Origin of the sequence: Prauserella sp. PE36, assembly GCF_003311655.1 — a bacterium.
Lineage (GTDB): Bacteria > Actinomycetota > Actinomycetes > Mycobacteriales > Pseudonocardiaceae > Prauserella_A > Prauserella_A endophytica.
On record NZ_QEQT01000088.1, the window covers coordinates 122,085 to 145,508 of the forward strand.

Genomic DNA, 23,424 nt, shown 5'->3' on the forward strand with positions numbered 1-23,424 from the left:
ATGGGCGCCATCTACCTGGTGAGGCACGGGCAGGCGTCCTTCGGCGCCGCCGACTACGACGTGCTCTCCGAGCGCGGTCACGAGCAGTCGCGGCTGGCGGGCGCCGAGCTCGGCAGGCGGGGCGTCCGCGCCGACGAGGCGTGGTGCGGCACCCTCTCGCGGCAGCGCGCGACCGCGGCCGAGGCGCTCGCCGGGTTCGCGCCCGGTGTGGTCGCCAAGGAGGACCCGCGCTGGAACGAGTACGACCACGTCGACATCGCCGCCCATCACGGCGGGGGAGCGGCCCAGGACAGCGCCGACCCGAGGGCGTACCAGGCCGCGCTGGAGTCCGCGCTCGCCGCGTGGACCGCCGCGGGCGCCGACAGCGGCGCTGACGAGACGTGGCCCGGCTTCCTCGCGCGGGTGCGCGGCGCCTTCGAGGAGCTGGCCGCACGGGTGGGCAGCGGCGAGCAGGCGGTGGTCTTCACCTCCGGCGGCGTGATCGCCACACTCTGCGGGCTGCTCACCGGTGACCCGGCGGAAGGGCTGATCACGTTCAACCGGGTGGTGGTGAACGCCGGCATCACGAAGTTCGTCACCGGCCGGTCGGGAACGACCCTGCTGTCGTTCAACGAGCACGGGCACTTCGAGGGTGAGGCCAGGAAGCTACTCAGCTACCGCTAGGAGGACGGCATGGCGCGGTTCGGCAAGGTCGAGCTCATCCAGGTCAACGGACGTGGCCCCGAGGACGTGCTGGTGGACGCCGACGGCGGTGTCTACACCGGACTCGACGACGGCCGCATCATCCGCGTGGGTCCCGGCGGCAGGCGGATCGACGCCGTCGCCGACACCGGCGGGCGGCCGCTGGGACTGGAGTTCCTCGGCGACGAGAGCGAGCTGCTCGTCTGCGACGCGCGCAAGGGCGTGCTCGCGGTGTCGGTCGCGGACGGCTCCGTCCGCACTCTGGTGGGCGAGGTCGAGGGCGAGCCCATGCTGTTCTGCAACAACGCGGCCGTGGCCGGCGACGGCACGATCTACTTCACCGACAGCTCCACGGTGTACCCGATCGAGAAGTGGCGCGACGATCTCATCGAGCAGACCGGCACCGGCCGGCTCTTCCGCCGCACGCCGGACGGCGCGGTGGAGCGGATCGCCGACGGGCTGCAGTTCGCCAACGGCGTGGCACTCGCGCCAGACGAGTCGTTCGTGACGGTGGCCGAGACCGGGGCGTTCCGGTTGCGCCGAATTTGGCTGGCCGGACCGAAAACGGGCACGGAGGACATTTTTCTCGACGACGTTACCGGATATCCGGACAACATCTCCACGGGCAGCGACGGCCTGATCTGGGTGACGCAGGCGAGCCCGAAGGTGGCCTCGCTCGATCGCGTCCGGAAGCTGCCCTCGCCCGCGAGGGCGGTGGTACGCAAGCTCCCCACCTGGCTGCAGCCGTCGCCGACGCGCACGTGCGGCGTGCTCGGAGTGTCCGCCCTCGGCGAAATCGTGCACCGGCTCGAAGGCGAGATCGAGGGCTTCCACATGCTCACCGGGGTGCGGGAGCGCGCCGGTCAGCTGTACTTCGGCAGCCTCGTGCTGCGATGCCTCGCGGTCACGCGCGTGCCCCGGAAGTGATGCCGGAAGTGATCCCGGACACGCCTTGACGCGTTGTAGACCGAATTCCGGCACGGGTACGATTGTCCACTGAAGTGGGGGAAATTCTTCTTGGCGCCTCTTGTTTTTGGTGCCTTTTTCACGAGAAACGGTTTTGATGACGACTTCGGAAATGAGTGCCGGTGACAGACCGTCGCCGGCCGATGACAAGCTCGACCGGGGTGTACTGAAGATCGCGAGCGTCGTGGTCGTGGGCGCCATCATGGCGATCCTCGACACGACCGTCGTCAACGTCGCGCTGCAGCAGCTGACGCTGGAGTTCGAGACGTCGTTCGACACCATCCAGTGGGTCGCGACGGGGTACATGCTGGCGCTCGCCACGGTGATCCCGGTGACGGGCTGGGCGGCCGACCGGTTCGGCACCAAACGCCTCTACATGCTCGCGATCGTGTTGTTCCTCGTCGGCTCCGTGGTGGCGGGCATGGCGTGGAGCATCGAGTCGCTGATCGCCTTCCGGGTGGTCCAGGGTCTCGGCGGCGGCATGCTGATGCCGGCGGGCATGACGATCATGACGAGGGCGGCGGGCCCGCAGCGCGTCGGCCGTGTCATGGCGGTGCTCGGGGTGCCGATGCTGCTCGGCCCGATCGCGGGCCCGATCCTCGGCGGCTGGCTGGTCGACTCGGTGAGCTGGCGCTGGATCTTCTACATCAACGTGCCGATCGGTGCGGTCGCGTTGTACCTCGCATGGCGCCTGCTGCCGAAGGACGAGCCGCAGCCAGCGGGCCGGTTCGACTTCCCGGGCATGCTGATGCTCTCGCCCGGCCTGGCCCTGCTGATCTACGGCGTGTCCGACATCCCGGCCGCCGGTGGGATCGGCGAGACGAGCGTGTGGCTGCCGATGTCGCTCGGCGTCGTGCTGATCGCCGGGTTCATCGTCCGCGCGCTGCGCGTGGAGAACCCGCTCGTGAACCTGAAGCTCTTCCGCGACCGGACGTTCTCCATCGCGGCGATCACGATGTCGCTGTTCGCGATCGCGTTCTTCGGGGCGATGCTGCTGCTGCCGACGTACTTCATCCTCGTGCGCGGCGAGACGGCACTGCGGGCCGGACTGCTGCTGGCGCCGCAGGGGCTCGGCGCGATGGTGATGATGCCGATCGCGGGCAGGCTCGCCGACCGCACGGGCGCGGGCAAGATCGTGCTGCCGGGCCTCGTGGTGATCCTCGCCGGGCTCGCCGTGTGGGCGCAGGCCGCCGCCGACACGCCGTACTGGCTGCTGATGGTGTCGCTGTTCGTGCTGGGCCTCGGCATGGGCTCGTCGATGATGCCGATCATGTCGGCAGCGCTGCAGACGCTGAGGAAGAAGGACGTGGCGCAGGCGTCGAGTGCGCTGAACATCATCCAGCAGACGGCCGGTGCCGTCGGCGCCGCGGTGATGTCGATCATCCTCGCCGCGCTGCTGGCCGGGAAGTTCGGTGTGGAGACCAGCCAGGGTCAGCTCGCGGCGACGGCGGCGCTGCAGAACCCGCAGACGCACGACGCCGCAGCGGTGCTGGCGGCCGACTCGTTCGCGTCGACGTTCGTGTGGTCGCTGCTGCTGGTGGCGCTCTGCATCATCCCGGCGCTGTTCCTGCCGAAGCGCCCGCCCGCCGCCCCGCCGGTCGGCGACGACGAGGGTGCCCCCACCCCGCCGATGCTCGCCCACTGACCCGAAGCCCACTCGCGTTACCGGCCCCCAAGGCCACCTTTGTTGCACTCAACGCAACAAAGGTGGCCTTGGGGGCCGTTTCTCGAGGCTTGCCCCTGGGTGCTGTCGGGCGGCGGCTATCGCGGGGCGGGGCTGATCTGGGGGAGTACGTCGGTCACCAGGGTCAGCAGCTGGGTGCTCAGCAGCTTGTGGACCTGCTCGCGGCTCAGCGTGCCGCGCACGAGCCATTCGCGTCCCGCGGCCTTCACCATGCCGCCGTAGGCGCGCACCAGCGCGTTGAGCTGTTCCCAGCGCGGGTCGTCCTCGGCGAAGCCCATCGCCTCGAGTACGCGGTCGGCGGAGCGACGGTCGGCCTCGTCGACGATCTGCTCCACCTCCAGGTCCCGTCCGATGCCCTCGGGCGTGATTGCGGCGAGCCACATCTTCTCCTGTTTGCTCACCATGTCGAGGAACCATTCGACCGCGGCATCGGTCCGTTCCTCTACGGAACCGGACGGTAACTGTGCCACCGCGACATGCGGCACGGTGAGTGCCCTTTTGACAACTGCCAGATAAAGTTCGCGCTTCGTCCCGAAATAGTGGTTTATCAGACCACGCGCGACGCCGGCCCTGGCTGCGATGTCCGATGTAGACACCTCGGCATACGGCCGTTCACCGAACAACTGCGCCGCGCACTTGAAGATCTGTTCCCTGCGCTCGTCCGGCTCGAGCCGTCGCCATTTGGGTGCCGATTCCGCGGTCATGTTGTGCAGTTTCTCACGCCGGTTCCGATTTCGCCGGAAAGAGCGGCAGCCGCAGTGCGCCAGGCGCGGAATCGGGCACGACCGGGTGTTTCGGTGCCACCGGAGCGACTCGTCGGTAGCTTTCCCCGAGCGGGGGCCGCGGATCCTCCTCGCCCTTGTTCGGCCACATCGCCACGGCCCGCTCCGCCTGTGCGGTGATGGTCAGCGACGGGTTCACGCCGAGGTTGGCCGTGATCGTGGAGCCGTCCACCACGTGCAGGCCCTCGTAGCCGTACAGCCGCTGGTACGGGTCCACGACGCCGGTCTCGGGGGAGTCGCCGATCGCGCAACCGCCGATGAAGTGCCCGGTGAGCGGGATGTTCGCCAGGTCGTTCCAGCCGCCGCCGGGCAGGCCGCCGATCTTGTCGGCGACCCGGCGCGTGACCTCGTGTCCCGCCGGGATCCACGTCGGGTTCGGCTCGCCGATGCCCTGCTTCGTCTTCAGCCGCCTGCCGAAGAGGCCCCGCTTGGTGTAGGTCGTCACGGAGTTGTCGAGGGTCTGCATCACCAGCAGCGCGATGGTCTGCTCCGACCAGCGCCTCGGGTTGTGCAGCGCGGGCAGCGACCTCCGGTGCTTCCACATCTGCCTGAGCCCGAGCACCCAGCGCCGCTTGCCGGGCACGGGGTCGGTGAGCACCGCACCGAGCAGGCCGAGGAGGTTGCTGCCCTTGCCGTAGCGCACGGGCTCGACGTGTGTCACCTCGTCGGGATGGATCGAGGACGTGATCGCTACGCCGCGGTGGTACTCCGTGTCCTTGCGCGTGGTGCGGGCGGCGAGGATCGCCTCGGAGTTGGTGCGCGCGAGCACCCCGACCCTCGGCGAGAGCCGGGGCAGCACGCCCCGGTCGCGCATCTTGTGCAGCAGCCGCTGGGTGCCGAGCGCCGCGGCGGAGAAGATCACCTGCTCTGCCGTGAACGTCCGGCGCCGCCAGGGGCGTCCGGTGTGGACGGTGGCTACCGAGTACCCGCCACCGGGCAGGGGCCGGACCTCGGTGACCGTGGTCATCGGGTGCACGCGCGCGCCCGCCTGCTCGGCGAGGTAGAGGTAGTTCTTCACCATCGTGTTCTTCGCGCCGTGGCGGCACCCGGTCATGCACTCGCCGCAGTGGGTGCACGTCCGCCGCTGCGGTCCCACGCCGCCGAAGAACGGGTCGGGCACGCGCACGCCCGGCTTCGTGCCCTCCTCGCCGAAGTACACGCCGACGGGCGTCGGGCCGTACGTGTGGCCGATGCCCATGTCCTCGGCGACCGCGCGCATCACCTCGTCCGCGGGCGAGGTGAGCGGGTAGCGGGTCACGCCGAGCATGCGCTTGGCCTGGTCGTAGTACGGCGCGAGCTCGGCCTTCCAGTCCGTGATGTGCGCCCACTGCCGGTCGGCGTAGAAGGCGTCCGGCGGCTCATAGAGCGTGTTGGCGTAGACGAGCGAGCCACCGCCAACGCCGGCGCCGGTGAGCACGAGCGCGTCCTTGAGCGGGGTCATCCGCAGGATGCCGGTGCAGCCGAGCGCCGGCGCGAAGACATAGTCCCGCAGCCGCCACGACGTCTTCGGCAGTTCCTCGTCGGCGAACCGCCTGCCCATCTCGAGCACGCCGACCCGGTAGCCCTTCTCCGTCAGGCGCAGTGCGCTGACGGAGCCGCCGAAGCCGGAGCCGATGACCAGGACGTCGTAGTCGAACTGCGTCATGCGGACACGTTGACCGCTTGTTGGCAATGTGTCAAGAGGAGTCACTCCCACGGTAGGGCGGCCCCTACCCAGATCCGGGGGCGGACACCGCTGACCCGGGCGCTCGCCGACGGTGAGATGGAGCCATGACAGCACCCGCAGGGACCCGGTGGCAGCAGACGGCGGGCCGCACGCCCGCCGCCGTCGAGCTACGAGGCGTGAGCAGGCACTACGGGGGCAAGCACGCCCAGGTCCGCGCGCTCGACGACGTGAGTGTCGCGTTCGCGCAGGGCTCGTGGACGGCCGTGATGGGCCCGTCCGGCTCGGGCAAGTCGACGCTGCTGCACTGTGCGGCCGGGCTCGAACGCGTGAGCGCGGGGCAGGTGCTGCTCGGCGAGCACGACCTCACCGCCGCCGACGACGCGGAGCTGACGGCGTTGCGGCGCAGTGAGATCGGCTTCGTCTTCCAGAGCTTCAACCTCATCGCCTCGCTCACCGCCGAGCAGAACGTGACGCTGCCGCTCAAGCTCGCCGGGCAGCGGGTCTCGGCCAAGGCGGTGCGACAGGTCCTCGCGAGCGTCGGGCTCGATGAACGCAGGCGGCACCGGCCCCGCGAGCTTTCCGGCGGCCAGCAGCAGCGCGTCGCGATCGCCCGCGCCATGGTGACCCGGCCCCGCGTGCTCTTCGCCGACGAGCCCACCGGCGCGCTCGACTCGACCTCCGCCCGCCAGGTGCTGCGCCTGCTGCGGGAAATGGTCGACGGCGTGGGCCAGACCATCGTCATGGTCACCCACGACCCGGCCGCGGCCGCGAGCGCGGACTCCGTGATGTTCCTGTCCGACGGCCGCATCGTCGACCACGCGCACGCGCCCAGCGCGGCAGAGGTGGCCGAGCGCCTCGCGCGGCTGGAGGGCTGAGCCGTGCTGCGGTTGTCCTGGAGCACCTTCCGCGAACGCTGGCAGCTCTTCATCGGCGCGATCGTCACCGTGTGCCTCGGCGTGGCGCTGGTGCAGTCCTCACTCCTGATCCTCGTCACGGCGGCGACGTCCGGGCTCGTCGAGGCGATCGCGCTGCTCGCGATCACCCTGGGCGTCTCGACGTTCCTCGCCGTCTTCATCGTCAGCTCCACCTTCGCGTTCACCGTCGCCCAGCGCAGGCGCGACCTCGCGCTCCTGCGGCTCGTCGGGGCGGGCCGGGGGCAGGTGCGCAGGCTCCTGCTGTCGGAGGCGCTGCTGCTCGGCGTGCTCGGCACGGCGTCGGGCGTGCCGCTCGGCCTCGTCGCGATGGACGTGCAGACGTCGCTGCTGACCTCGCTCGGGTTCGTGCCGCCGGACTTCGCGGCGCGCTGGCGGGACTGGATTCTCGGCGTCTCGGCCGGCGTCGGGGTGGGCGTCGCGCTGGCCGGTGTGCTGGCCGCCTCCCGCAGGGCGGGCAGGGTCCGCCCGCTCGGCGCGCTGCGCGACACCGGCGAGGGAGCCAGGGTGATGACCGGGGCCCGGTGGTTCTTCGGACTGCTGTTCCTCGCGGGCACGGTCGCGCTCGTGACCGTCTCCGCGTTCGTCGGCCCGGAGGGCGCCATCCCGCTCACGATCAACGCGGCACTTACCGCCTCTGTGGCGCTCAGCGCGTTGAGTCCCCTGGTGGTGCCGCTCGTGGGCCGCCTGCTCGGGCTCCTGCTGCGCGGCAGCACGCTGGGCACGCTGGCCCAGGCCAACCTCCGCGACGGCGTGCGGCGCAGTGCCTCCACAGCGGCGCCGCTGCTCGTGCTCGTCGCATTGCTCGTCGGCCAGACCGGGGTGCTCGCCTCGATCGACCGGGCCAGCGAGCACGAGCAGCGCCGCGACCTCGCCGGCGACCTCGTGGTCACCTCGACCGGGCCGGGCGCGGCCGGGTTGGAGTCGGTGCCCGGCGTCGCCGTGGCCGCCGAGCGGCTGCGGGTGCCGATGACGGTCACCACGCGCACCGTCGACGACGGCGAAGTCGAGACCGAGACCGAGGACTTCGACGCCGCGGTGGTCGACCCGGCGGCCTACGCGCAGACGTACCGCCGCGCGCCCGAGGCCGGGTCGCTCGCCGACCTGCGTGGCGACACCGTGGCGGTCGGCTCCGGCCGCTACCCGCTCGGTGCCGAGCTGGAGGCGGGAATCGGCGGGCGCACGGTCACCCTGCGCGTGGCCGCGGTCCTGCCGCAGACCATGGGCGGCGGCGAGGAGATCCTGCTGCCACCGGGCCTGGTGCCGGATCCGGTCGCCTCGGCGGCCACGGCGGAGACGATCGTGCGGGTGGAGCCCGGCGCCGACACAAGCGATGTCGCCGAGGCGATCGGGGCGCGCGGGCTCGGCGAGGTCAGCACGCTCGACGAGTGGATCACGGCCTCGGCGAGCAGGCAGCAGGACACCAGCTCCGGGATCATGACGGTCGTGCTCGGCCTTTCGGGCCTGTACGCGCTGATCGCGGTGGTCAACGCCGTGGTGATCGCGGCCGCGGAGCGTCGCCGGGAGTTCGCGGTGGCGAGGGTGAGCGGACTCAGCAGGGGCCAGGTCGTGCGCATGGCGCTTGTGGAGTCGTGGGCCGTCACCGCGGTCGGGCTGCTGCTCGGCGGAGTCGCCGCCGCGGGCACCCTCGCGGGCATCGCGGGCGCCACGGCCCGCATCTCCGGCGTGGCGACGGTCGTGGTGCCGTGGGAATTGCTCGGGCTCACAGTCGCCGGTGCGCTGCTGGTCGTCGGCGGCACGAACGTCTGGACGACGCTGGCGGCCACGCGGTCACGGCCCGTAGCCCTCGTTGGTGCCGGCGAGTGAGTCGACCTGTTCGAAGCCAGGGTGCGTCTTCGGCAGGATCCGCCGAGTGCGCACCGGGGGTTAGGATCAGCTGCTCTAGCGTCGCCAAAAGGCCCTGAACAGGTAATATCCGGCCAATCGGATTTCGAGCCGTGCGGGAGGCAGTCGTCAACAACGCCGCGGTCACGCTGAGGCAGCTGCGATACGCCGTCGTCCTCGGGGAGGAGCTGAACTATCGCCGGGCTGCCGACAGGCTCTTCATCACGCAGCCCGCGCTCTCGACTGCGATCAAACAGCTGGAGCGCCAGCTCGACGTCGTGTTGTTCGCCAGGAACACCAGGGAGGTATCGCTGACGGAAGTCGGCGCGGCGTGGCTGCCGACCGCCCGTGAAGCGCTGCAGCATGTCGACGCCGCCGTCGACCAGCTCGTCGCGCTCGCCCACCCCGGAGCCGGTCGTATCAGGCTCGGCTATCTGATCGGCACCGGAGCGGACCTCCTGTTCCGGATGGTTCGACACTTCGAGATCGCGCATCCCGAGATCACCGTCGAGGCGACGGAGTTCGACTTCTCGGATCCGACGGCGGGTTTGGCGGACGGGACGGTCGAGCTGGCCCTCATCCGTCCGCCGGTGGACCTTCCCCGTCATCGCGTACACGTCGTCGATTCGGAGCACTGGGTGGCGTGCCTGCCCCGCGACCATCGCCTCGCGGGCCGGAACGAGGTCGAGATCGGCGAACTGCTCGACGAACCGATCGTCGCCGCACCGGACACGGCGGGCAGCTGGCGCGAACACTGGCTCGCGATGGATGCCAGGGGCGGGCGCGCGCCCACGATCGCCGCCACGGCGGCGACATACGAGGCGGAGACCACCTACGTCGCCAGGGGCCTTGGCATCAGCTTCACGACCGAGGCATGTGCGCGACTGTACGAAAGACCGGGTGTGGTCTACGTGCCCATCACGGGACGGCCCCCGAGCGACACGGCTTTGGTCTGGGATCCGGGCCTGCTGACCCGGGAAGGTGACTTGTTCGTGCGACACGTTCAGCAGAACTGGGGCAGCGACGGGCTCGAAGAGCACTGAGGCCGATAAACCCAGGCTATTGATCCCATGAGAAGAAGGAACTTCCCTCACGCCCGAGTCTCCGGTGTGCTGGCTCCAGTCAGCAGACGCGGCCGCCCGACGCGGTCCGCCCGTCCGAACTGGAGCGACCATGAGCAACGCCGAGATGTTCCGGGCAGGCGCGCCGTCCTCCAGCGCCGATGGCGCTGACGACGAAGACGCCCGCCTCGCGGAGTTCGGCTACACACAGAAGCTCGATCGGTCCGTCGGTCCCCTGGCCTCCTTCGCCATCGGGTTTGCCACGATCAGCGCCACGACCGCGGTCTTCACCGGCTTCGGCGCCGGATACACCAGCGCGGGCGCGCCCTTCGTCTGGACGCTCCTGATCGCGGGCGTGGTGTTCGCGGTCTGGGCCGCCATCGCAGCCGACCTGGCGGCGAAGATCCCGCTTGCCGGCTACGCCTACCAGTGGACGAGCAGGATCAACGGCCCGACCCTCGGGTGGTTCACCGGATCCATCGCGCTCGCCGGATGGATCTGTGGCATGACCGGCGTCGGCTATGTCCTTTCGGGATACCTCGGCGGTCTGTTCGGTTGGAACATGAGCCAGGCGGCGCAGATCCTGGTGGCCATCGGCGTCGTCGCGGTCTGCGTCCTGATCAACATCTACGGTGTGCGTTTCGCGACGATGGTCAACAACATCGGCGTCAGTCTCGAACTCGCCGTCACCATCGGCGCGACGATCCTGGTCGGGGTGCTCGCGTTCTCGGCCCCGGACCGGCATCAACCACTGTCGGTCCTGTTCACCGCCGGCGGTTCCGGCGAGGAGGGCAGCTACGCGGTCGCCTGGCTGGCTGCCGCGCTCGGGCCGTTCTTCGGGCTGCTGGGCGTCGAGTCGTGCGCCGACGTCGCCGAGGAGACGAAGAACAGCCGGCGTGTCATCCCCAGGACGATGTTCTACGCGCTGGCCTCGTCCATCGTTATCGAGCTGCTGATGTACATCGTCTACGTGTTGGCCATCCGGGACAGCGACGCGGTGCTCGCCCGCCCCTCGGCCCCGATCGAGGAGATCATCACCCAGCAGGCCGGACCGGTGGTCACCAAGATCGTCGTAGCGGTCGCGCTGACCAACATCCTGGCGTGCCTGCTGGCGAACATTCTGGTCGCCACCCGGCTGACCTACTCGATGGCCCGCGACAACATGCTGCCCTTCTCGCGGGTCTGGCGGCACGTGTCGCCGACCAGTCTCACGCCGACCAACGCGGTCATCGGTCTCGGCTGCCTTTCCACACTGCTGCTGCTGTCAGCGTTGATCAACGAGACCGCGTTCACCTATATCATCGGGATCGCATCGCTGGCCTTCTTCACGGTCTTCATCCTGCAGACCATCGGCCTGATCATCGGGGCGCGCCGCGGCACGATCCCCGCTGGTGACCCCGGCACCTTCGACCTGGGTCGCCTCCGGATGCCGCTGTACGTGGTGAGCCTGGTCGTGTTCCTGGTCGTCGCCGCGGTCCTGATCTTTCTTCCGCAGTTCGCGGGCAACGGTTGGGTTTTCCTCGGCGTCGTGGCCGTCGCGGCGGCGTGGTGGGCGTTCGGGCTGCGCGGCCGGCTGCGTCGCCGCTTGGCCGGCGCCGGTGTCGTCCGCGACGACCAGGCGGCCTGACCCCACCGGTCTCCCTTGTTCGCTGATATCCGCACGTTTCAGGAAAGGACTCATCATGGCGATCACCGACTCCGCAAGCGATTCCGCCACCACCAACCTCGTAAGCGTGGAACCCGGAGCCATCCGCGAGGACACCCCCGCGGGTTCGGTCATCCAGTACAGCGACTACGCACTGGACACCTCCAGCCGGTTCGCCGGGGGAGCGGCGTGGATCGAGGGCGAGTACGTCCCGGCCTCGGAGGCGCGAATCTCGATCTTCGACACGGGATTCGGCCATTCCGATCTGACCTATACCGTGGCGCACGTCTGGCACGGCAACATTTTCCGTCTCGGCGACCACATCGACCGGCTGCTCGACGGCGCACGGAAGCTTCGGCTGCCATCGCCGCTGACCAAGGCGGAGCTGGCGAGCATCGCGAAGCGTTGCGTCGCGCTGTCCCAGCTTCGTGAGTCCTATGTGAACATCACGCTGACTCGCGGCTTCGGCGCGCGCAAGGGCGAGAAGGACCTGTCCAAGCTGACCACGCAGGTGTACGTCTACGCGATCCCGTACCTGTGGGCCTTCCCGCCACATGAGCAGATCTTCGGGACATCGGCCATCGTTCCCCGGCACGTGCGACGGGCGGGCCGCAACACGATCGACCCGACCGTGAAGAACTACCAGTGGGGTGATCTGACCGCCGCCAGCTTCGAGGCCAAGGATCGTGGTGCGCGGACCGCGATCCTCCTCGACGCGGACGGCTGCGTTGCCGAGGGGCCGGGTTTCAACGTCGTGATCGTGAAGGACGGCCGGCTCGTGTCGCCGTCGCGTAACGCGCTCCCCGGTATCACGCGCCGAACCGTGTTCGAGATCGCGAACGCCATGGGCATCGACGCCGAACTGCGTGACGTGACCAGCCAGGAGCTCTACGACGCGGACGAGCTGATCGCCGTCACAACCGCGGGAGGCGTCACCCCGATCACGTCCCTGGACGGTGCGCCGGTGTCGGACGGCACCCCTGGCTCCATCACCGTCGCGTTGCGGGACCGGTTCTGGGCCCTCATGGACGAGCCGTCGCCGCTCGTCGAGGCGATCGACTACTGACGGCTCGCGGCGCGGACGGGTGTCCGCCGGCTCAGTGCTCGCCGCGGAGCCCGCATCGGTCCGGGACGCTCGGCTTCAACCCGGCCGCCGCGTAGCGTCATGGGGTGCCGGCCGCGCGGCCGGACACGCCACGAGCACAGAGGAGCCGCGGCACCGCCTGGTGACCCAACCGCGCAGGTGGGAGCCAGCTACGACAGCAGACCAGACGGGCTCGTGGTGGTAGATGTTAGGCTAGCCTTATCTACATACGCTTTTCCGCGCTGCAGAGGAGTCACGCATGGCGGACCCACGCGATCGCAACCGCCCGGTGATCCGGTTGCGGGTGCTGCGCACCGAGCGCATCACGCCCCACATGATCAGGGTCGTCTCGGGTGGTGAGGGTCTTGCCGCTTTCCGGCCGAACGAGTTCACCGACGCCTACGTGAAGGTCGCCTTCCCGTCGCCCGGCGTGACCTACCCGGAGCCGCTGGACATGCGGACCATCAAGGCGGAGCTGCCGAGCGAGCACTGGCCCCGCCTGCGGACGTACACGGTGCGTTACTACGACGCTGCCGCCGGTGAGCTGACCATCGACTTCGTGCACCACGGCGACGAGGGCCTCGCGGGGCCGTGGGCGGCGAGCCTGCGGCCCGGCGACGAGGTGTGGCTGCTCGGACCCGGCGGCGCCTACGCCCCCTCGGCCGACGCCGACTGGCACCTGCTCGTCGGCGACGAGAGCGCGTTGCCCGCGATCGGCGCCGCGCTGGAGGCGATGCCGGCGGGCGCGCCCGTGCGCGCGTTCGTGCTCGTGGAGGACGCCGCCGAGGAACAGCCCCTGGCGACCAAGGGCGACGCCCAGATCTGCTGGCTGCGCCGCGCCGAGGGGGACGACCTCGTCGCCGCCGTGCGGGAGCTGGAGTTCCCCGAGGGCGACGTGCACGCGTTCGTCCACGGCGAGGCCGGGTTCGTCAAGGAGCTGCGCAGGCACCTGCTCGACGAGCGCGGCGTGCGGAAGGACCGGCTCTCGATCTCCGGCTACTGGCGCCGCGGCCGCACCGACGAGGTGTGGCGGCAGGAGAAAGCAGCCGAACGGGCGCAGGAGGAAGCCGCCGCCGTCCGGTAGAACCTTCAGACATGACGGATCTCAAGGTCGAGGCAGACCCCGCCGAGCTCGGGTTCGACGCGGACCGGCTTCTCCGCGTCGACCGCCGGATGTCCCGCTACGTCGACGACGGCCTGCTGCCCGGCTGGCTCACCGTGGTTGCGCGGCGCGGCAAGATCGTCCACCTGTCCGCGTGCGGGCGGCGCGACCTGGAGGCCGGGCTCCCGGTCGAGGTCGGCACCCGCTGGCGCATCTTCTCGATGACCAAGCCGATCACGTCGGTCGCGGCGATGATGCTGTTCGAGGAGGGCGCCTTCGACCTCACCGACCCCATTCACCGCTGGCTGCCCGAGTTCACCGAGATGCGGGTCTACACCAAGGGCTCGTCGCTGCGGCCCGTCACCGAACCCGCTACTGAGCCGATCCGCGTGTGGCACCTGCTCACCCACACCGCCGGGCTCACCTACGGCTTCCACCACGCGCACCCGGTCGACGCGCTCTACCGCGCGGCCGGGTTCGAGTGGAGCACACCGCCCGGCAAGGACCTCGCCGCGTGCTGCGAGGCGTGGGCGAGCATGCCGCTGGTGTTCCAGCCGGGTTCGGAGTGGAACTACTCCGTCGCCACCGACGTGCTTGGCAGGCTCGTCGAGGTCGTGTCGGGACAGCCGCTCGACGAGTTCTTCGCCGAGCGGATCTTCGGCCCGCTCGGCATGACCGACACGGCGTTCGCCGTCGAGGGCCAGGCGCAGGAGCAGCTGGCCGCGCTCTACGTGCCCGAGCCCGGCACCCGCCGCGCGGTCCGCAACGACGCCTTCGGCGACGGCATCAAGCGCAAGCCCCTGTGCCTGCAGGGCGGAGCGGGGCTCGCGTCGACCGCCGCCGACTACCACCGCTTCACGCAGTTCCTGCTGCGCGGCGGCGAGCTGGACGGCGTGCGGCTGCTCGCCCCGCGCACGGTGCGCGCCATGGCGAGCAACCACCTGCCCGGCGGGGCGGACCTGGAGCAGTTCGGACGCCCGCTGTTCGCCGAGATCCCGTTCGACGGCTTCGGCTTCGGGCTCGGCTTCTCGGTGCTGCAGGACCCGGTGAAGGCGAAGACCCTCTCCAGCGCCGGAGAGTACGCGTGGGGCGGCGCGGCCAGCACGGCGTTCTGGGTGGATCCCGTCGAGGAGCTGACCGTGCTGTTCTTCACCCAGCTGCTGCCCTCCAGCACCCACCCGCTGCGCCAGCAACTGCGCCAGCTCGTGTACCAGGCGCTGGTCTAGGCCGAGCCGACGATGGCCGTGGCGCGGATCTCCACGCGCATCTTCGGGGCGCCGAGGGCCGCGACGCCGATCTCCGTCCAGATGGGTGCGCGGTCGCCCATCCGCTTGCGCAGCTGCTCCACCATGACGCGGTTGTGGACCTCGCCGATGAAGTCGGCGGACTCGGGGATGTGGTAGGAGTCCACGGCGATCACGTCCCGCCACGTGGCGCCCGCCTGGGCGAGTGTCCGCTCGACGTTGTCGAAGGCGCGCACGATCTCGTCCTCGAGCGACTCCGGGAAGTTCCAGTCGTCGTCCCAGCCACCCTGCCCGGAGATCTCGACGCGGTCGCCGATGCGCACGGCCTGGTTGTAGTGCATGTTCGCCAGCTGCGTCTCACCGTATCCGGGCGTGGCGAAGAACTCCGGCTCACTCATCGCAATCCTTTCGATTCACTTCATGCGTGAAGTCAACCTAGCACACTTCACTTCATGCATGAAGTCATGACCCCTGGGTATGGTGCCCCCATGGCCAGTACCGCGATCCCGGACTCCGGCGACGACGCCGCGGACGAGCCGTTGTGGCTGACCCCGGACGAGAAGGAGGCGTGGACCGGGCTGGTCTCGCTGGTCCTGCTGTTGCCGGGGCGGCTGGAGTCGCCGCTGCAGCACGCGGCAGGCCTGACCCTCTTCGAGTACCTGGTGCTCAGCCACATCTCCGAGGCGCCGCAGCGCCGCCTGCGGATGAGCGAGCTGGCCTACCTGGCCAGCGGCTCGCTCTCGCGCCTGTCCAACGTCGTCAAGCGGTTCGAGCAGCGGGGCTGGGTGGAGCGGTCGCCGGACCCGGACGACGGCCGCTACACCGTCGCCACGCTCACCGACAGCGGTTACGAGGTGGTGGTCGCCGCCGCGCCCACGCACGTCCGCTCGGTGCGGAAGTTCGTGCTCGACCCGCTCACCGCCGCCGACCAGAAGGCGCTCGCCCGCATCGCCGCCAAGCTCCGCATCCGCCCGAGCGACCTGCAGTGAAGGCCACCATGCCTGCGCCCGCCCGTCTCCCACCGCCACCCAAACGGAGACGCTGCGCGCCACTGTGTTGGTTCAACGCAGTGAAGGTGGCCTTCACTGCAGCTGGGACGGACTTGCCGGCAGCGTCGTCCGAAGCGGGCGCTCAGGTGATCACCCCAGTTTCCCGATGATCTCCTCGCCGTAGGCGGTGAGCGTCTGCTCGCGCTGGTCGTGCATCAGGTACACGGCGAACTGGTCGACCCCCAGGGCGGCCAGTTCCTCCAGTCGCGCGACGTGCGCGGCCGCCGGGCCCAGCAGGCAGAACCGGTCGACGATCTCGTCGGGCACGAAGTCGGTCGACGGGTTGCCCGCCTTGCCGTGGTGGGCGTAGTCATAGCCGTGCCTGCCCGCGATGTAGTCGGTCAGCTCGTGTGGCACGGGCCCCGAGTCGCCGTAGCGCGCCACCAGGTCCGCGACGTGGTTGCCGACCATCCCGCCGAACCAGCGCAGCTGCTCGCGCTGGTGCGGCAGGTCGTCGCCGACGTAGGCGGGCGCGGCGACACACACCGTGATCCCGGCAGGGTCCCGTCCCGCCGCACGGGCCGCCTCCCGCACGGAGCCGATCGTCCAGCGGGCGATCGCCGGGTCCGCGCACTGCAGGATGAACCCGTCAGCCTGCTCACCGGCCAGCTTCAGCGCCTTCGGGCCGTAGCCGGCCATCCACATCTCCAGCCGCCCGTCGCGCACCCACGGGATCCGCACCGGAGTGTCGCCGAACGCGACCTCCCGGCCCTCGGCCAGCTCCTTGACCGCGTGCATGCAGTCCCTGAGCGTGGCCAATGTGGACGGTGGCTTGCCGACTACCCGGTGTGCGGAGTCACCCCTCCCGATCCCGCACACCGTGCGGTTGCCGTACATGTCGTTGAGCGTCGCGAAGAGCGAGGCCAGCACCGACCAATCGCGCGTGCCGGGGCTGGTCACCATCGGCCCCACCACCATCGACGACGTCGCAGCGAGGATCCGCGAGTAGATCACGAACGGTTCCTGCCACAGCACCACCGAGTCGAACGTCCAGCCGTAGCCGAAGCCCTGCTCCTCGGCCGCCGTCATCAGCCGCACGACCTCGCTCGCGGGCGGGTCGGTCTGCAGCACCACACCGAAGTCCACTGTCCCGCCCCCTAGTTGAGGTACTGGCACAGGTCGCGGGAGAGGAACCGGCCGTGCCCCGCCGATCCGTGGTACTCGCCGCCGTCGACCACCACGCGGCCACGGGAGAGCACCGTCGACACCGCGCCGGTGATGCGCATGCCCTCGTACGCCGAGTAGTCCACGGCCATGTGGTGCGTCGCCGCCGAGATCGTCTGCTCCGCCTTCGGGTCGTAGACGACGATGTCGGCGTCGGAGCCCGGCGCGATCACCCCCTTGCGCGGGTAGAGCCCGAACATCCGCGCCGGCGTGGTCGAGCACGTCTCCACCCAGCGCGCCAGCGAGATCTCCCCGGCCACCACGCCCTGGTGCAGCAGGTCCATCCGGTGCTCGACGCCCGGCATTCCGTTGGGAATCTTGGAGAAGTCGCCCCGGCCGAGCTCCTTCTGGTCCTTGAAGCAGAACGGGCAGTGGTCGGTGGACACCACCGACAGGTCGTTGGTGCGCAGCCCCCGCCACAGGTCCGTCTGGTGCGACTTCTCGCGCAGCGGGGGAGAGGCCACGTACTTCGCGCCTTCGAAACCCGGTTTCGCGAGGTCCTCGATGGACAGGTAGAGATACTGCGGGCACGTCTCGGCGAAGACGTTCTGCCCCTCGTCGCGCGCACCCGCGACGGCCGCGAGCGCCTGCGCGGCCGAGAGGTGCACGATGTAGAGCGGCGCGCCGGTGACCTTCGCGAGCGTGATGGCCCGCGACGTGGCCTCGCCCTCCAGCTCCGGCGGCCTGGTGTAGCCGTGTTGCACGGGCTCGCCCCTGCCCTCGGCCAGCGCCTGCGCGACCAGCTGGTCGATCGCGATGCCGTTCTCGGCGTGCATCATGATCGTCGAGCCGGTTTCGGTCGCCTTGCGCATGGCGCGCAGGATCTCGCCGTCGGTGGAGTAGAACACGCCCGGGTAGGCCATGAACATCTTGAAGCTGCTCACCCCGGCGTCCACACAGGACTCCATCTCCTTGAGCGTCGCGTCGTTGACGTCGGAGACGATCATGTGGAAGCCGTAGTCGATGGCGCAGTCGCCTTCGGCCTTCTCGTGCCACTTGTCCAGTGTGGACAGCAACGAGGTTCCCTTGACCTGAACGGCGAAGTCGATGATCGTGGTGGTTCCGCCGAAAGCGGCCGCGCGCGTGCCCGTCTCGAACGTGTCGGCAGAGAACGTGCCGCCGAAGGGCATCTCCATGTGCGTGTGGGCGTCGATCCCGCCCGGCAGCACGTACTTCCCTGCCGCGTCGAGCACCGTTTCGGCCTCGGTGAACACGCCAGGCGCGGTGACCGCGGCGATCGTTTCGCCGTCCACCAGCACGTCGGCGGCCACGGCGCCGGTGGAGCTGAGCACCGTGCCGCCCTTGATCAGTGTCCGCATCCCACTCACCGCCTCACGGGTTGACGAGCGTGGTGTAGGAGTCGGGCCTGCGGTCGCGGTAGAACGCCCACAGCTGCCGCACCTCGGCCAGTTTGTCCATGTCGAGGTCGCGGACCACGACCTCGTCCTCGGTGTCCGAGGCCGCGTCGCCGACGAGCTCGCCGCGCGGGTCCACGAAGTAGGTCTGGCCGTAGAAGTCGTTGTCGCCCAAGGGTTCCACGCCTACTCGGTTGATCGCGCCGACGTAGTACTCGTTGGCGACCGCCGCTGCGGGCTGCTCAAGCCGCCAAAGGTACTGCGAGAGGCCCCGGCTGGTGGCCGACGGGTTGAAGACGATCTTCGCTCCGGCCAGCCCGAACGCGCGCCAGCCCTCGGGGAAGTGCCGGTCGTAGCAGATGTAGACGCCGATCCGGCCGACCGCGGTGTCGAAAACGGGGTAGCCCATGTTGCCGGGCCGGAAGTAGAACTTCTCCCAGAACCCCTTCACCTGTGGGATGTGGTTCTTGCGGTACTTGCCGAGGTAGGTGCCGTCGGCGTCGATCACGGCGGCGGTGTTGTACAGGACGCCGGGCTGTTCCTGCTCGTACATGGGCACCACGAGCACCACGCCGTGCCGCTCGGCGACCTCCTGCATGAGCTTCGTCGTCGGGCCGTCCGGGATGCCCTCGGTGTAGGAGTAGTACTCGGTGTCCTGCACCTGGCAGAAGTAGGGGCCGTAGAACAGCTCCTGCAGGCACACCACCTGCGCTCCCTGCGACGCCGCCTTCGCGATCGCGTCGACCGCGCCGGCGATCATGGAGTCCTTGTCACCCGTCCACCGTTGCTGGACCAAGCCGGCTCTCACCAGTTCGCTCACTTGTCTCCTCCTCCGGAATGGGAACGTGCGCCTGCCGCATGTTCGGCAGCGACAGCGCCAGGTACACCACGAGCGCGCCGGCCAGGCCGACCGCCCAGCTGTAGTCGTAGAGCGCCTTGATCGGCGGGATCAGCCCGTCCTCGGGGAACGGGCCCGCGCCCGGCGCGGAGTACGCGCCGCCGACCGCGAGCAGCGCGCCAACCGCGGTGGCCACGAGCGCCCGCCAGTTCCAGCCGCCGTCGAACCAGTACCGCCCGCCGCGGTCGGCGAAGAGGTCGGCCAGCGCGAGCCTGGTCCGCGTCTGCACCCAGTAGCCCGCGACGAGCACGCCGGCCACCGCGGCGAGGATGCCGCCGTAGAAGTTCAGCCACGCGAAGATGTAGATGTTGGGGTCCGAGATGAGGTTCCACGGCTGGATCGCGATGCCGATGACCCCGGTGATCAGGCCACCCACCCGGAAGCTGATCTTCTTCGGGAAGGCGTTGGAGAAGTCGTAGGACGGGCTCACGACGTTCGCGGCGAGGTTGGCGGACACCGTGGCCAGCGTCAGTCCCACGAGCGCGATCACGATCACGACCGGCGAGGAGAACCGCGCCGCGAGCAGCACCGGATCCCAGATCGCTTCACCGTAGATCACGATGCCGCCCGAGGTGATCATGATCGACACGATCGCCATGAACGACATCGTGGTCGGCAGGCCCAGCACCTGCCCCCACGCCTGCTTGCGCTGGCTCATGCCGAAGCGTGTGAAGTCGGGCATGTTCAGCGACAGCGTCGCCCAGAACGCGATCATGCCCATGAGCGACGGTGCGAAGACCGACCAGAACTCGGTGCCCCAGCCCAGCTCGCTCGGCTGCGAGAAGATCGGCCCGAAGCCGCCCGCCTCCACCAGCACCCAGCCGAGCAGGATCAGGAACCCCACCGTCACCAGTGGTGCGGTCCAGTTCTCGAACCGGCGCACCGCGTCGATCCCGCGCCAGATGATGAGCATCTGGAACGCCCAGAACGCGAGGAAGCCGAGCCACATCGTCCACGGCTGGCCCAGCACCGCTGGCGCGGTGGTCCAGCCGTCGCCGACCAGCTCACCGAGGATCACGAAGATCGCCTGCCCGCCGACCCAGGTCTGGATGCCGAACCAGCCGCAGGCGACGAAGCCGCGCAGCAGCGCGGCGAGGTTGGCGCCGCGCACGCCGTAGAACGCGCGGGCGAACACGGGGAACGGAATGCCGTACTTCGTGCCCGCGTGGCTGTTCAGCAGCATGGGAATGAGCACGATCAGATTGCCGAGGGTGATCGTCAGAAAGGCCTGGACCCAGTTCATCCCGATGGCGATCAGGCCGGAGGCGAGCAGGTACGAGGGAATGTTGTGGGCCATTCCCATCCACAGCGCGAAATAGTTGTAGGTGGTCCAGGTTCGTCGCTCGACGGGCACCGGGGCGAGTTCGGCGTTGAAATACCGGCTGCCGTGGAGAGACGACACATCGCGTAGTTCCACCCGGCCGTCCGGGTGCCGAAGCTGTGCGGTGGTCGGCTCCATTGCGGCATCCTGCTCGCCTCGCGCACGCGCCCGGCACTGGCAGAGTGTTCACTCTTCCCGGTGCCGAACGACAGTGTGTCGATTGCGCCGCCGTCGCCGTGGTGGTTGTAGTGCCCGTGCAATATCGCCGAAACAATGAGATGAAGAAGTGGTGGCGACTGGCGGCGAGGGCGGCACCCACTACGAACGCCTCCGGCGCGCTGGGCACGAGGCCCTCGCAACGGGGAATGTCGAGCAGGCGGCCGAGGCGTTCGGCCAGGCCGCGCGGCTGGCCCCATGGCGGCCGGAGGCCCATTGCGACCTCGGGCTCGCCTTCCGCGCCGGGGGTCGGTTCGAGGCCGCGCGCTTCGCCTACCGCGGAGCGCTCGAGATCGATCGGGTGAACTCGACGGCACTCGCCGGGCTGGAGGCGCTGCCGCCGGAGCCGCCCGGAAGGGCCAACTTCAGGGCCGGCCAGCGGCTGCGCGGAGGGCGTGACGGCCACTGGCTCGTGCACGGCGTGAAGCAGGGTGGTTTCGGCGTCGTCTACGCCGTCACGGAGGAGGGCAGCGGGCAGCTGCGCGCGCTCAAGACGTTCGACGCGAGACTGCTGTGGAGCGACGAGGACCGCAGGCGGTTCGAACGCGAGGCCGTCACGTGGCTCATGCTCGATCCGCATCCCAACATCGTCACCGCGCGCTGGCTGGAGTACATCGAGGGTTTTCCGTGCCTGGTGATGGACTTCGCCGAGGGCGGCGACCTCGGCACCCTGCTCGAGGGCGGGCCGCTGGAGCCGCACCTGGCCATGCAGCTCGGCCTGCAGTTCTGCGACGGTATGCGGCACGCCCACGACCAGCTCGGTCTGGTCCACCGCGACATCAAGCCCGCCAACTGCCTGCTCTCCCGTGACGGCATGCTGATGATCACCGACTTCGGGCTGGCCCGCGTGTTCGGCCACGCCGACGGTCCGACGGTGCCCACGGCCGCGGCGGGCGCCGACACCACCATCGTCGGAACCCCGTCCTACATGGCGCCCGAGCAGTTCCGGCCCGGCGCCCGGCTCGATACGCGCACCGACGTCCACGCGTTCGGCGTGTTGCTGCTGTGCCTGCTCACCGCCACCACCCCGCCGCCGAAACGGGCTGCGGAGTACGTCGAGGAGTGCGCGCTGCCCGGTCCGCTGCGGGAGCTGATCGGAGGCTGCGTCCAGCCGGACCCCGGCGACCGGCCTGCCGGCTTCGCCGAGGTGCGGGCGTGGCTGCAGGATGTTTACCGGTCGGTGGTGGGCATGCCTGCGCCGCCGCCCGCGCGTGCGAGCGGGCCGGTGCCGCAGGACTGGGTGGACAAGAGCCTCGGCTTCCGGCACCTGGGGCGGTTCGACGACGCGGTGGCCTGCGCCGTGCGTGGCCTGCGGGCGGTGCCCGGCGACCGGCCGGAGGTGGAGTCGCAGCTGTGGCACGTGCTCGGTCTCGCGCAGACCGACCGGGGCACGCACGCCGACGCGATGGTGAGCTTCGACCGCGCGCTGCGGCTCGACCCGGCAGAGCCCAGGCTATGGCTGTCGCGGGGAGCGGCGTTGCACCGCGCGGGGCGGACCGAGGAGGCGCTGCGCTGCTACGAGAGCGGTCTCGCCCACGCTCCGAAGGACGGTCACCTGTGGCTGGCCCGGGGCCGGCTGCTGCGGGTGTTCGGCAGGTACGACGAGGCGGAGCGGGTCCTGCGCCGCGCGGCCCGGTTGCTGCCGGCCGACGCCGAGGTGGTGTATGAACAGGCCGTCCTGTGGTACACCATCGGCGCCCACCGCGAGGCGCTCGACGGGGCGAGGGCGGTGCTGCGGGTCTCGCCCCGGCACACCGCGGCGTGGGTATTGCGGGGCGACGTCCTGTTCACGCTCGGCGACCTCGTCGAGGCCGTGGCCGCCTATGACCGGGCGCTGGAGATCGAGCCGCTGCGGCACCTGGTGCTGGTGTCGAAGGCGCGGGCGCTGGGTGAGCTGGGGCGCCACGACGAGGCGATGGCGTGCTTCGACCGGTCGTTGCGGATCGAGGAAACCGGCGCCGCGTGGAACGGCAAGGGGCTCACGTACTCGGGCATCGGCAGGCCGGCCGAGGCGCTCGCGTGTCACGACCGGGCGATAGAGCTGGCGCACACGGGCGAGAACTGGAACCACCGGGGCGTCGCACTGTGCGAGCTGGGCCGATTCGACGAGGCGCTCGCGTGCTTCACGCGCTCGCTTCAGCTCGGACCGGGGCAGGCGTTCGTGTGGCGCAACAAGGGGCTGGTCCTCACGCGGCTCGGCAGCCCGGGCGCCGCGCTCGCGTGTTACGAGACGGCGTTGCGCCTGGAACCGCAGGACGCGGGCGCGCGCGAAGCGAAGGAGCACCTGCAGAGGCGGTTGAGCGGCGGCCAGCCACAGTGACACCGCGGACCGGGTGAAACTCAGAAGGCGAAGACACCTGCCGACTCGGCGTCGGCGACGCAGCTGTTGGAGTACTCGGTGCGGAAGTCGACGCGCTCACCGCGCCAGTGGCCGTGCGCGCGGGCGTCCAGCGGCGCGTAGATCATCGGGCACGGCTGGTTCTTCGGGGCGAGACGCTCGAAGTCGCCGTCGGCGCCCTCCAGCGCCTCGCACGCGTCGCGGGCCTTCGGGTGTGTGCCCGAGTCGGGGTCGCACACCAGCTGCACGGCACGCGCGGCGCCGTCGGCGGTGTGGAGCGTGAGCGTCAGTGACGATTCGGGGGTGACCGGCGCGGGCCCTCCGGCGCACAGCATCGTGAGCGTGCAGGCGGCGAGCGATCCGGCAGCGAACATGGGCATGCTTCGGATAT

The 23,424-nt window shown here is 69.9% G+C and carries 20 protein-coding genes; 12 read left to right on the top strand and 8 right to left on the bottom strand.

The window, feature by feature from the left end; all coding sequences use genetic code 11:
• From DI005_RS27455 to DI005_RS27465, 3 genes are all read left to right on the top strand, one after another.
• On the top strand, positions 1–663 hold the full coding sequence (locus tag DI005_RS27455) for a histidine phosphatase family protein (protein ID WP_112275767.1): 663 nt from the start codon (positions 1–3) through the stop codon (positions 661–663).
• Positions 664–672: 9 nt separating this feature from the next.
• Positions 673–1,608: an SMP-30/gluconolactonase/LRE family protein gene (locus tag DI005_RS27460; RefSeq protein WP_113644073.1), complete on the top strand. Its 936-nt coding sequence runs from the start codon at positions 673–675 to the stop codon at positions 1,606–1,608.
• A gap of 151 nt (positions 1,609–1,759) precedes the next feature.
• A complete protein-coding gene (locus tag DI005_RS27465) occupies positions 1,760–3,292 on the top strand; it encodes a DHA2 family efflux MFS transporter permease subunit (RefSeq protein WP_113644074.1) in 1,533 nt (510 codons plus the stop codon).
• Between the two features lie 116 nt (positions 3,293–3,408).
• Here DI005_RS27465 and DI005_RS27470 read toward each other — a convergent pair whose 3' ends face one another.
• Together DI005_RS27470 and DI005_RS27475 are read right to left on the bottom strand one after the other, a co-directional pair.
• Positions 3,409–4,035, bottom strand: coding sequence for a TetR/AcrR family transcriptional regulator (locus tag DI005_RS27470; RefSeq protein ID WP_113644075.1), 627 nt, complete (start codon positions 4,033–4,035; stop codon positions 3,409–3,411).
• 13 nt (positions 4,036–4,048) lie between these two features.
• Positions 4,049–5,758: a GMC oxidoreductase gene (locus tag DI005_RS27475; protein ID WP_113644076.1), complete on the bottom strand. Its 1,710-nt coding sequence runs from the start codon at positions 5,756–5,758 to the stop codon at positions 4,049–4,051.
• A gap of 125 nt (positions 5,759–5,883) precedes the next feature.
• On the opposite strand from DI005_RS27475, the gene DI005_RS27480 reads away from it, so the two are divergent.
• From DI005_RS27480 to DI005_RS27510, 7 genes are all read left to right on the top strand, one after another.
• Complete coding sequence (locus tag DI005_RS27480; RefSeq protein WP_113644077.1) at positions 5,884–6,654, top strand: ABC transporter ATP-binding protein; 771 nt, start codon at positions 5,884–5,886, stop codon at positions 6,652–6,654.
• A 3-nt stretch (positions 6,655–6,657) separates the two neighbouring features.
• Positions 6,658–8,538, top strand: a complete 1,881-nt coding sequence (locus tag DI005_RS27485; RefSeq protein WP_113644078.1) for an FtsX-like permease family protein — start codon at positions 6,658–6,660, stop codon at positions 8,536–8,538.
• A gap of 131 nt (positions 8,539–8,669) precedes the next feature.
• The gene (locus DI005_RS27490) at positions 8,670–9,599 is read left to right on the top strand and encodes a LysR family transcriptional regulator (RefSeq protein ID WP_228714141.1); all 930 of its coding nucleotides are present in this window, start codon (positions 8,670–8,672) and stop codon (positions 9,597–9,599) included.
• Between the two features lie 130 nt (positions 9,600–9,729).
• Complete coding sequence (locus DI005_RS27495) at positions 9,730–11,244, top strand: APC family permease (protein ID WP_233520330.1); 1,515 nt, start codon at positions 9,730–9,732, stop codon at positions 11,242–11,244.
• A 55-nt stretch (positions 11,245–11,299) separates the two neighbouring features.
• On the top strand, positions 11,300–12,328 hold the full coding sequence (locus DI005_RS27500; protein ID WP_112275778.1) for an aminotransferase class IV: 1,029 nt from the start codon (positions 11,300–11,302) through the stop codon (positions 12,326–12,328).
• A 277-nt stretch (positions 12,329–12,605) separates the two neighbouring features.
• Complete coding sequence (locus tag DI005_RS27505; protein WP_113644079.1) at positions 12,606–13,430, top strand: siderophore-interacting protein; 825 nt, start codon at positions 12,606–12,608, stop codon at positions 13,428–13,430.
• An 11-nt stretch (positions 13,431–13,441) separates the two neighbouring features.
• The gene (locus DI005_RS27510; RefSeq protein WP_113644080.1) at positions 13,442–14,674 is read left to right on the top strand and encodes a serine hydrolase; all 1,233 of its coding nucleotides are present in this window, start codon (positions 13,442–13,444) and stop codon (positions 14,672–14,674) included.
• Here the strand turns inward: DI005_RS27510 and DI005_RS27515 are convergent.
• Complete coding sequence (locus DI005_RS27515; RefSeq protein WP_113644081.1) at positions 14,671–15,090, bottom strand: Rid family hydrolase; 420 nt, start codon at positions 15,088–15,090, stop codon at positions 14,671–14,673. The genes DI005_RS27510 and DI005_RS27515 overlap by 4 nt on opposite strands.
• A gap of 90 nt (positions 15,091–15,180) precedes the next feature.
• On the opposite strand from DI005_RS27515, the gene DI005_RS27520 reads away from it, so the two are divergent.
• Positions 15,181–15,681 (top strand): MarR family winged helix-turn-helix transcriptional regulator, encoded by a 501-nt coding sequence (locus DI005_RS27520; RefSeq protein ID WP_112268210.1) that lies wholly within the window; start codon positions 15,181–15,183, stop codon positions 15,679–15,681.
• A gap of 150 nt (positions 15,682–15,831) precedes the next feature.
• On the opposite strand, the gene DI005_RS27525 is transcribed toward DI005_RS27520, so the two are convergent.
• Genes DI005_RS27525 through DI005_RS27540 form a run of 4 tightly spaced genes read right to left on the bottom strand, consistent with a single transcriptional unit; the run spans position 15,832 to position 20,617 of the window.
• Entirely contained in the window at positions 15,832–16,827 is a 996-nt protein-coding gene (locus tag DI005_RS27525) for a TIGR03842 family LLM class F420-dependent oxidoreductase (protein ID WP_113644082.1), read from the bottom strand.
• Positions 16,828–16,838: 11 nt separating this feature from the next.
• A complete protein-coding gene (hydA, locus tag DI005_RS27530; RefSeq protein ID WP_113644083.1) occupies positions 16,839–18,224 on the bottom strand; it encodes a dihydropyrimidinase in 1,386 nt (461 codons plus the stop codon).
• A 13-nt stretch (positions 18,225–18,237) separates the two neighbouring features.
• Positions 18,238–19,080 (bottom strand): nitrilase-related carbon-nitrogen hydrolase, encoded by an 843-nt coding sequence (locus tag DI005_RS27535; RefSeq protein ID WP_112268204.1) that lies wholly within the window; start codon positions 19,078–19,080, stop codon positions 18,238–18,240.
• Positions 19,031–20,617, bottom strand: a complete 1,587-nt coding sequence (locus DI005_RS27540; protein ID WP_113644084.1) for an NCS1 family nucleobase:cation symporter-1 — start codon at positions 20,615–20,617, stop codon at positions 19,031–19,033. The genes DI005_RS27535 and DI005_RS27540 overlap by 50 nt, the downstream gene beginning before the upstream one ends.
• A 148-nt stretch (positions 20,618–20,765) precedes the next feature.
• On the opposite strand from DI005_RS27540, the gene DI005_RS27545 reads away from it, so the two are divergent.
• The gene (locus DI005_RS27545; protein WP_113644085.1) at positions 20,766–23,015 is read left to right on the top strand and encodes a tetratricopeptide repeat protein; all 2,250 of its coding nucleotides are present in this window, start codon (positions 20,766–20,768) and stop codon (positions 23,013–23,015) included.
• Positions 23,016–23,035: 20 nt separating this feature from the next.
• Here DI005_RS27545 and DI005_RS27550 read toward each other — a convergent pair whose 3' ends face one another.
• Complete coding sequence (locus DI005_RS27550) at positions 23,036–23,413, bottom strand: SSI family serine proteinase inhibitor (RefSeq protein ID WP_112268198.1); 378 nt, start codon at positions 23,411–23,413, stop codon at positions 23,036–23,038.
• Positions 23,414–23,424: the final 11 nt, after the last annotated feature.

What these genes read in the sequence shown, in the direction of transcription:
- DI005_RS27455 (WP_112275767.1), top strand. Translation starts at nt 1, where the DNA reads ATGGGCGCCATCTACCTGGTGAGGCACGGGCAGGCGTCCTTCGGCGCC.
- DI005_RS27460 (WP_113644073.1), top strand. Translation starts at nt 673, where the DNA reads ATGGCGCGGTTCGGCAAGGTCGAGCTCATCCAGGTCAACGGACGTGGC.
- DI005_RS27465 (WP_113644074.1), top strand. Translation starts at nt 1,760, where the DNA reads ATGAGTGCCGGTGACAGACCGTCGCCGGCCGATGACAAGCTCGACCGG.
- DI005_RS27470 (WP_113644075.1), bottom strand. Translation starts at nt 4,035, where the DNA reads ATGACCGCGGAATCGGCACCCAAATGGCGACGGCTCGAGCCGGACGAG.
- DI005_RS27475 (WP_113644076.1), bottom strand. Translation starts at nt 5,758, where the DNA reads ATGACGCAGTTCGACTACGACGTCCTGGTCATCGGCTCCGGCTTCGGC.
- DI005_RS27480 (WP_113644077.1), top strand. Translation starts at nt 5,884, where the DNA reads ATGACAGCACCCGCAGGGACCCGGTGGCAGCAGACGGCGGGCCGCACG.
- DI005_RS27495 (WP_233520330.1), top strand. Translation starts at nt 9,730, where the DNA reads ATGAGCAACGCCGAGATGTTCCGGGCAGGCGCGCCGTCCTCCAGCGCC.
- DI005_RS27500 (WP_112275778.1), top strand. Translation starts at nt 11,300, where the DNA reads ATGGCGATCACCGACTCCGCAAGCGATTCCGCCACCACCAACCTCGTA.
- DI005_RS27505 (WP_113644079.1), top strand. Translation starts at nt 12,606, where the DNA reads ATGGCGGACCCACGCGATCGCAACCGCCCGGTGATCCGGTTGCGGGTG.
- DI005_RS27510 (WP_113644080.1), top strand. Translation starts at nt 13,442, where the DNA reads ATGACGGATCTCAAGGTCGAGGCAGACCCCGCCGAGCTCGGGTTCGAC.
- DI005_RS27515 (WP_113644081.1), bottom strand. Translation starts at nt 15,090, where the DNA reads ATGAGTGAGCCGGAGTTCTTCGCCACGCCCGGATACGGTGAGACGCAG.
- DI005_RS27520 (WP_112268210.1), top strand. Translation starts at nt 15,181, where the DNA reads ATGGCCAGTACCGCGATCCCGGACTCCGGCGACGACGCCGCGGACGAG.
- hydA (WP_113644083.1), bottom strand. Translation starts at nt 18,224, where the DNA reads ATGCGGACACTGATCAAGGGCGGCACGGTGCTCAGCTCCACCGGCGCC.
- DI005_RS27540 (WP_113644084.1), bottom strand. Translation starts at nt 20,617, where the DNA reads ATGGAGCCGACCACCGCACAGCTTCGGCACCCGGACGGCCGGGTGGAA.
- DI005_RS27550 (WP_112268198.1), bottom strand. Translation starts at nt 23,413, where the DNA reads ATGCCCATGTTCGCTGCCGGATCGCTCGCCGCCTGCACGCTCACGATG.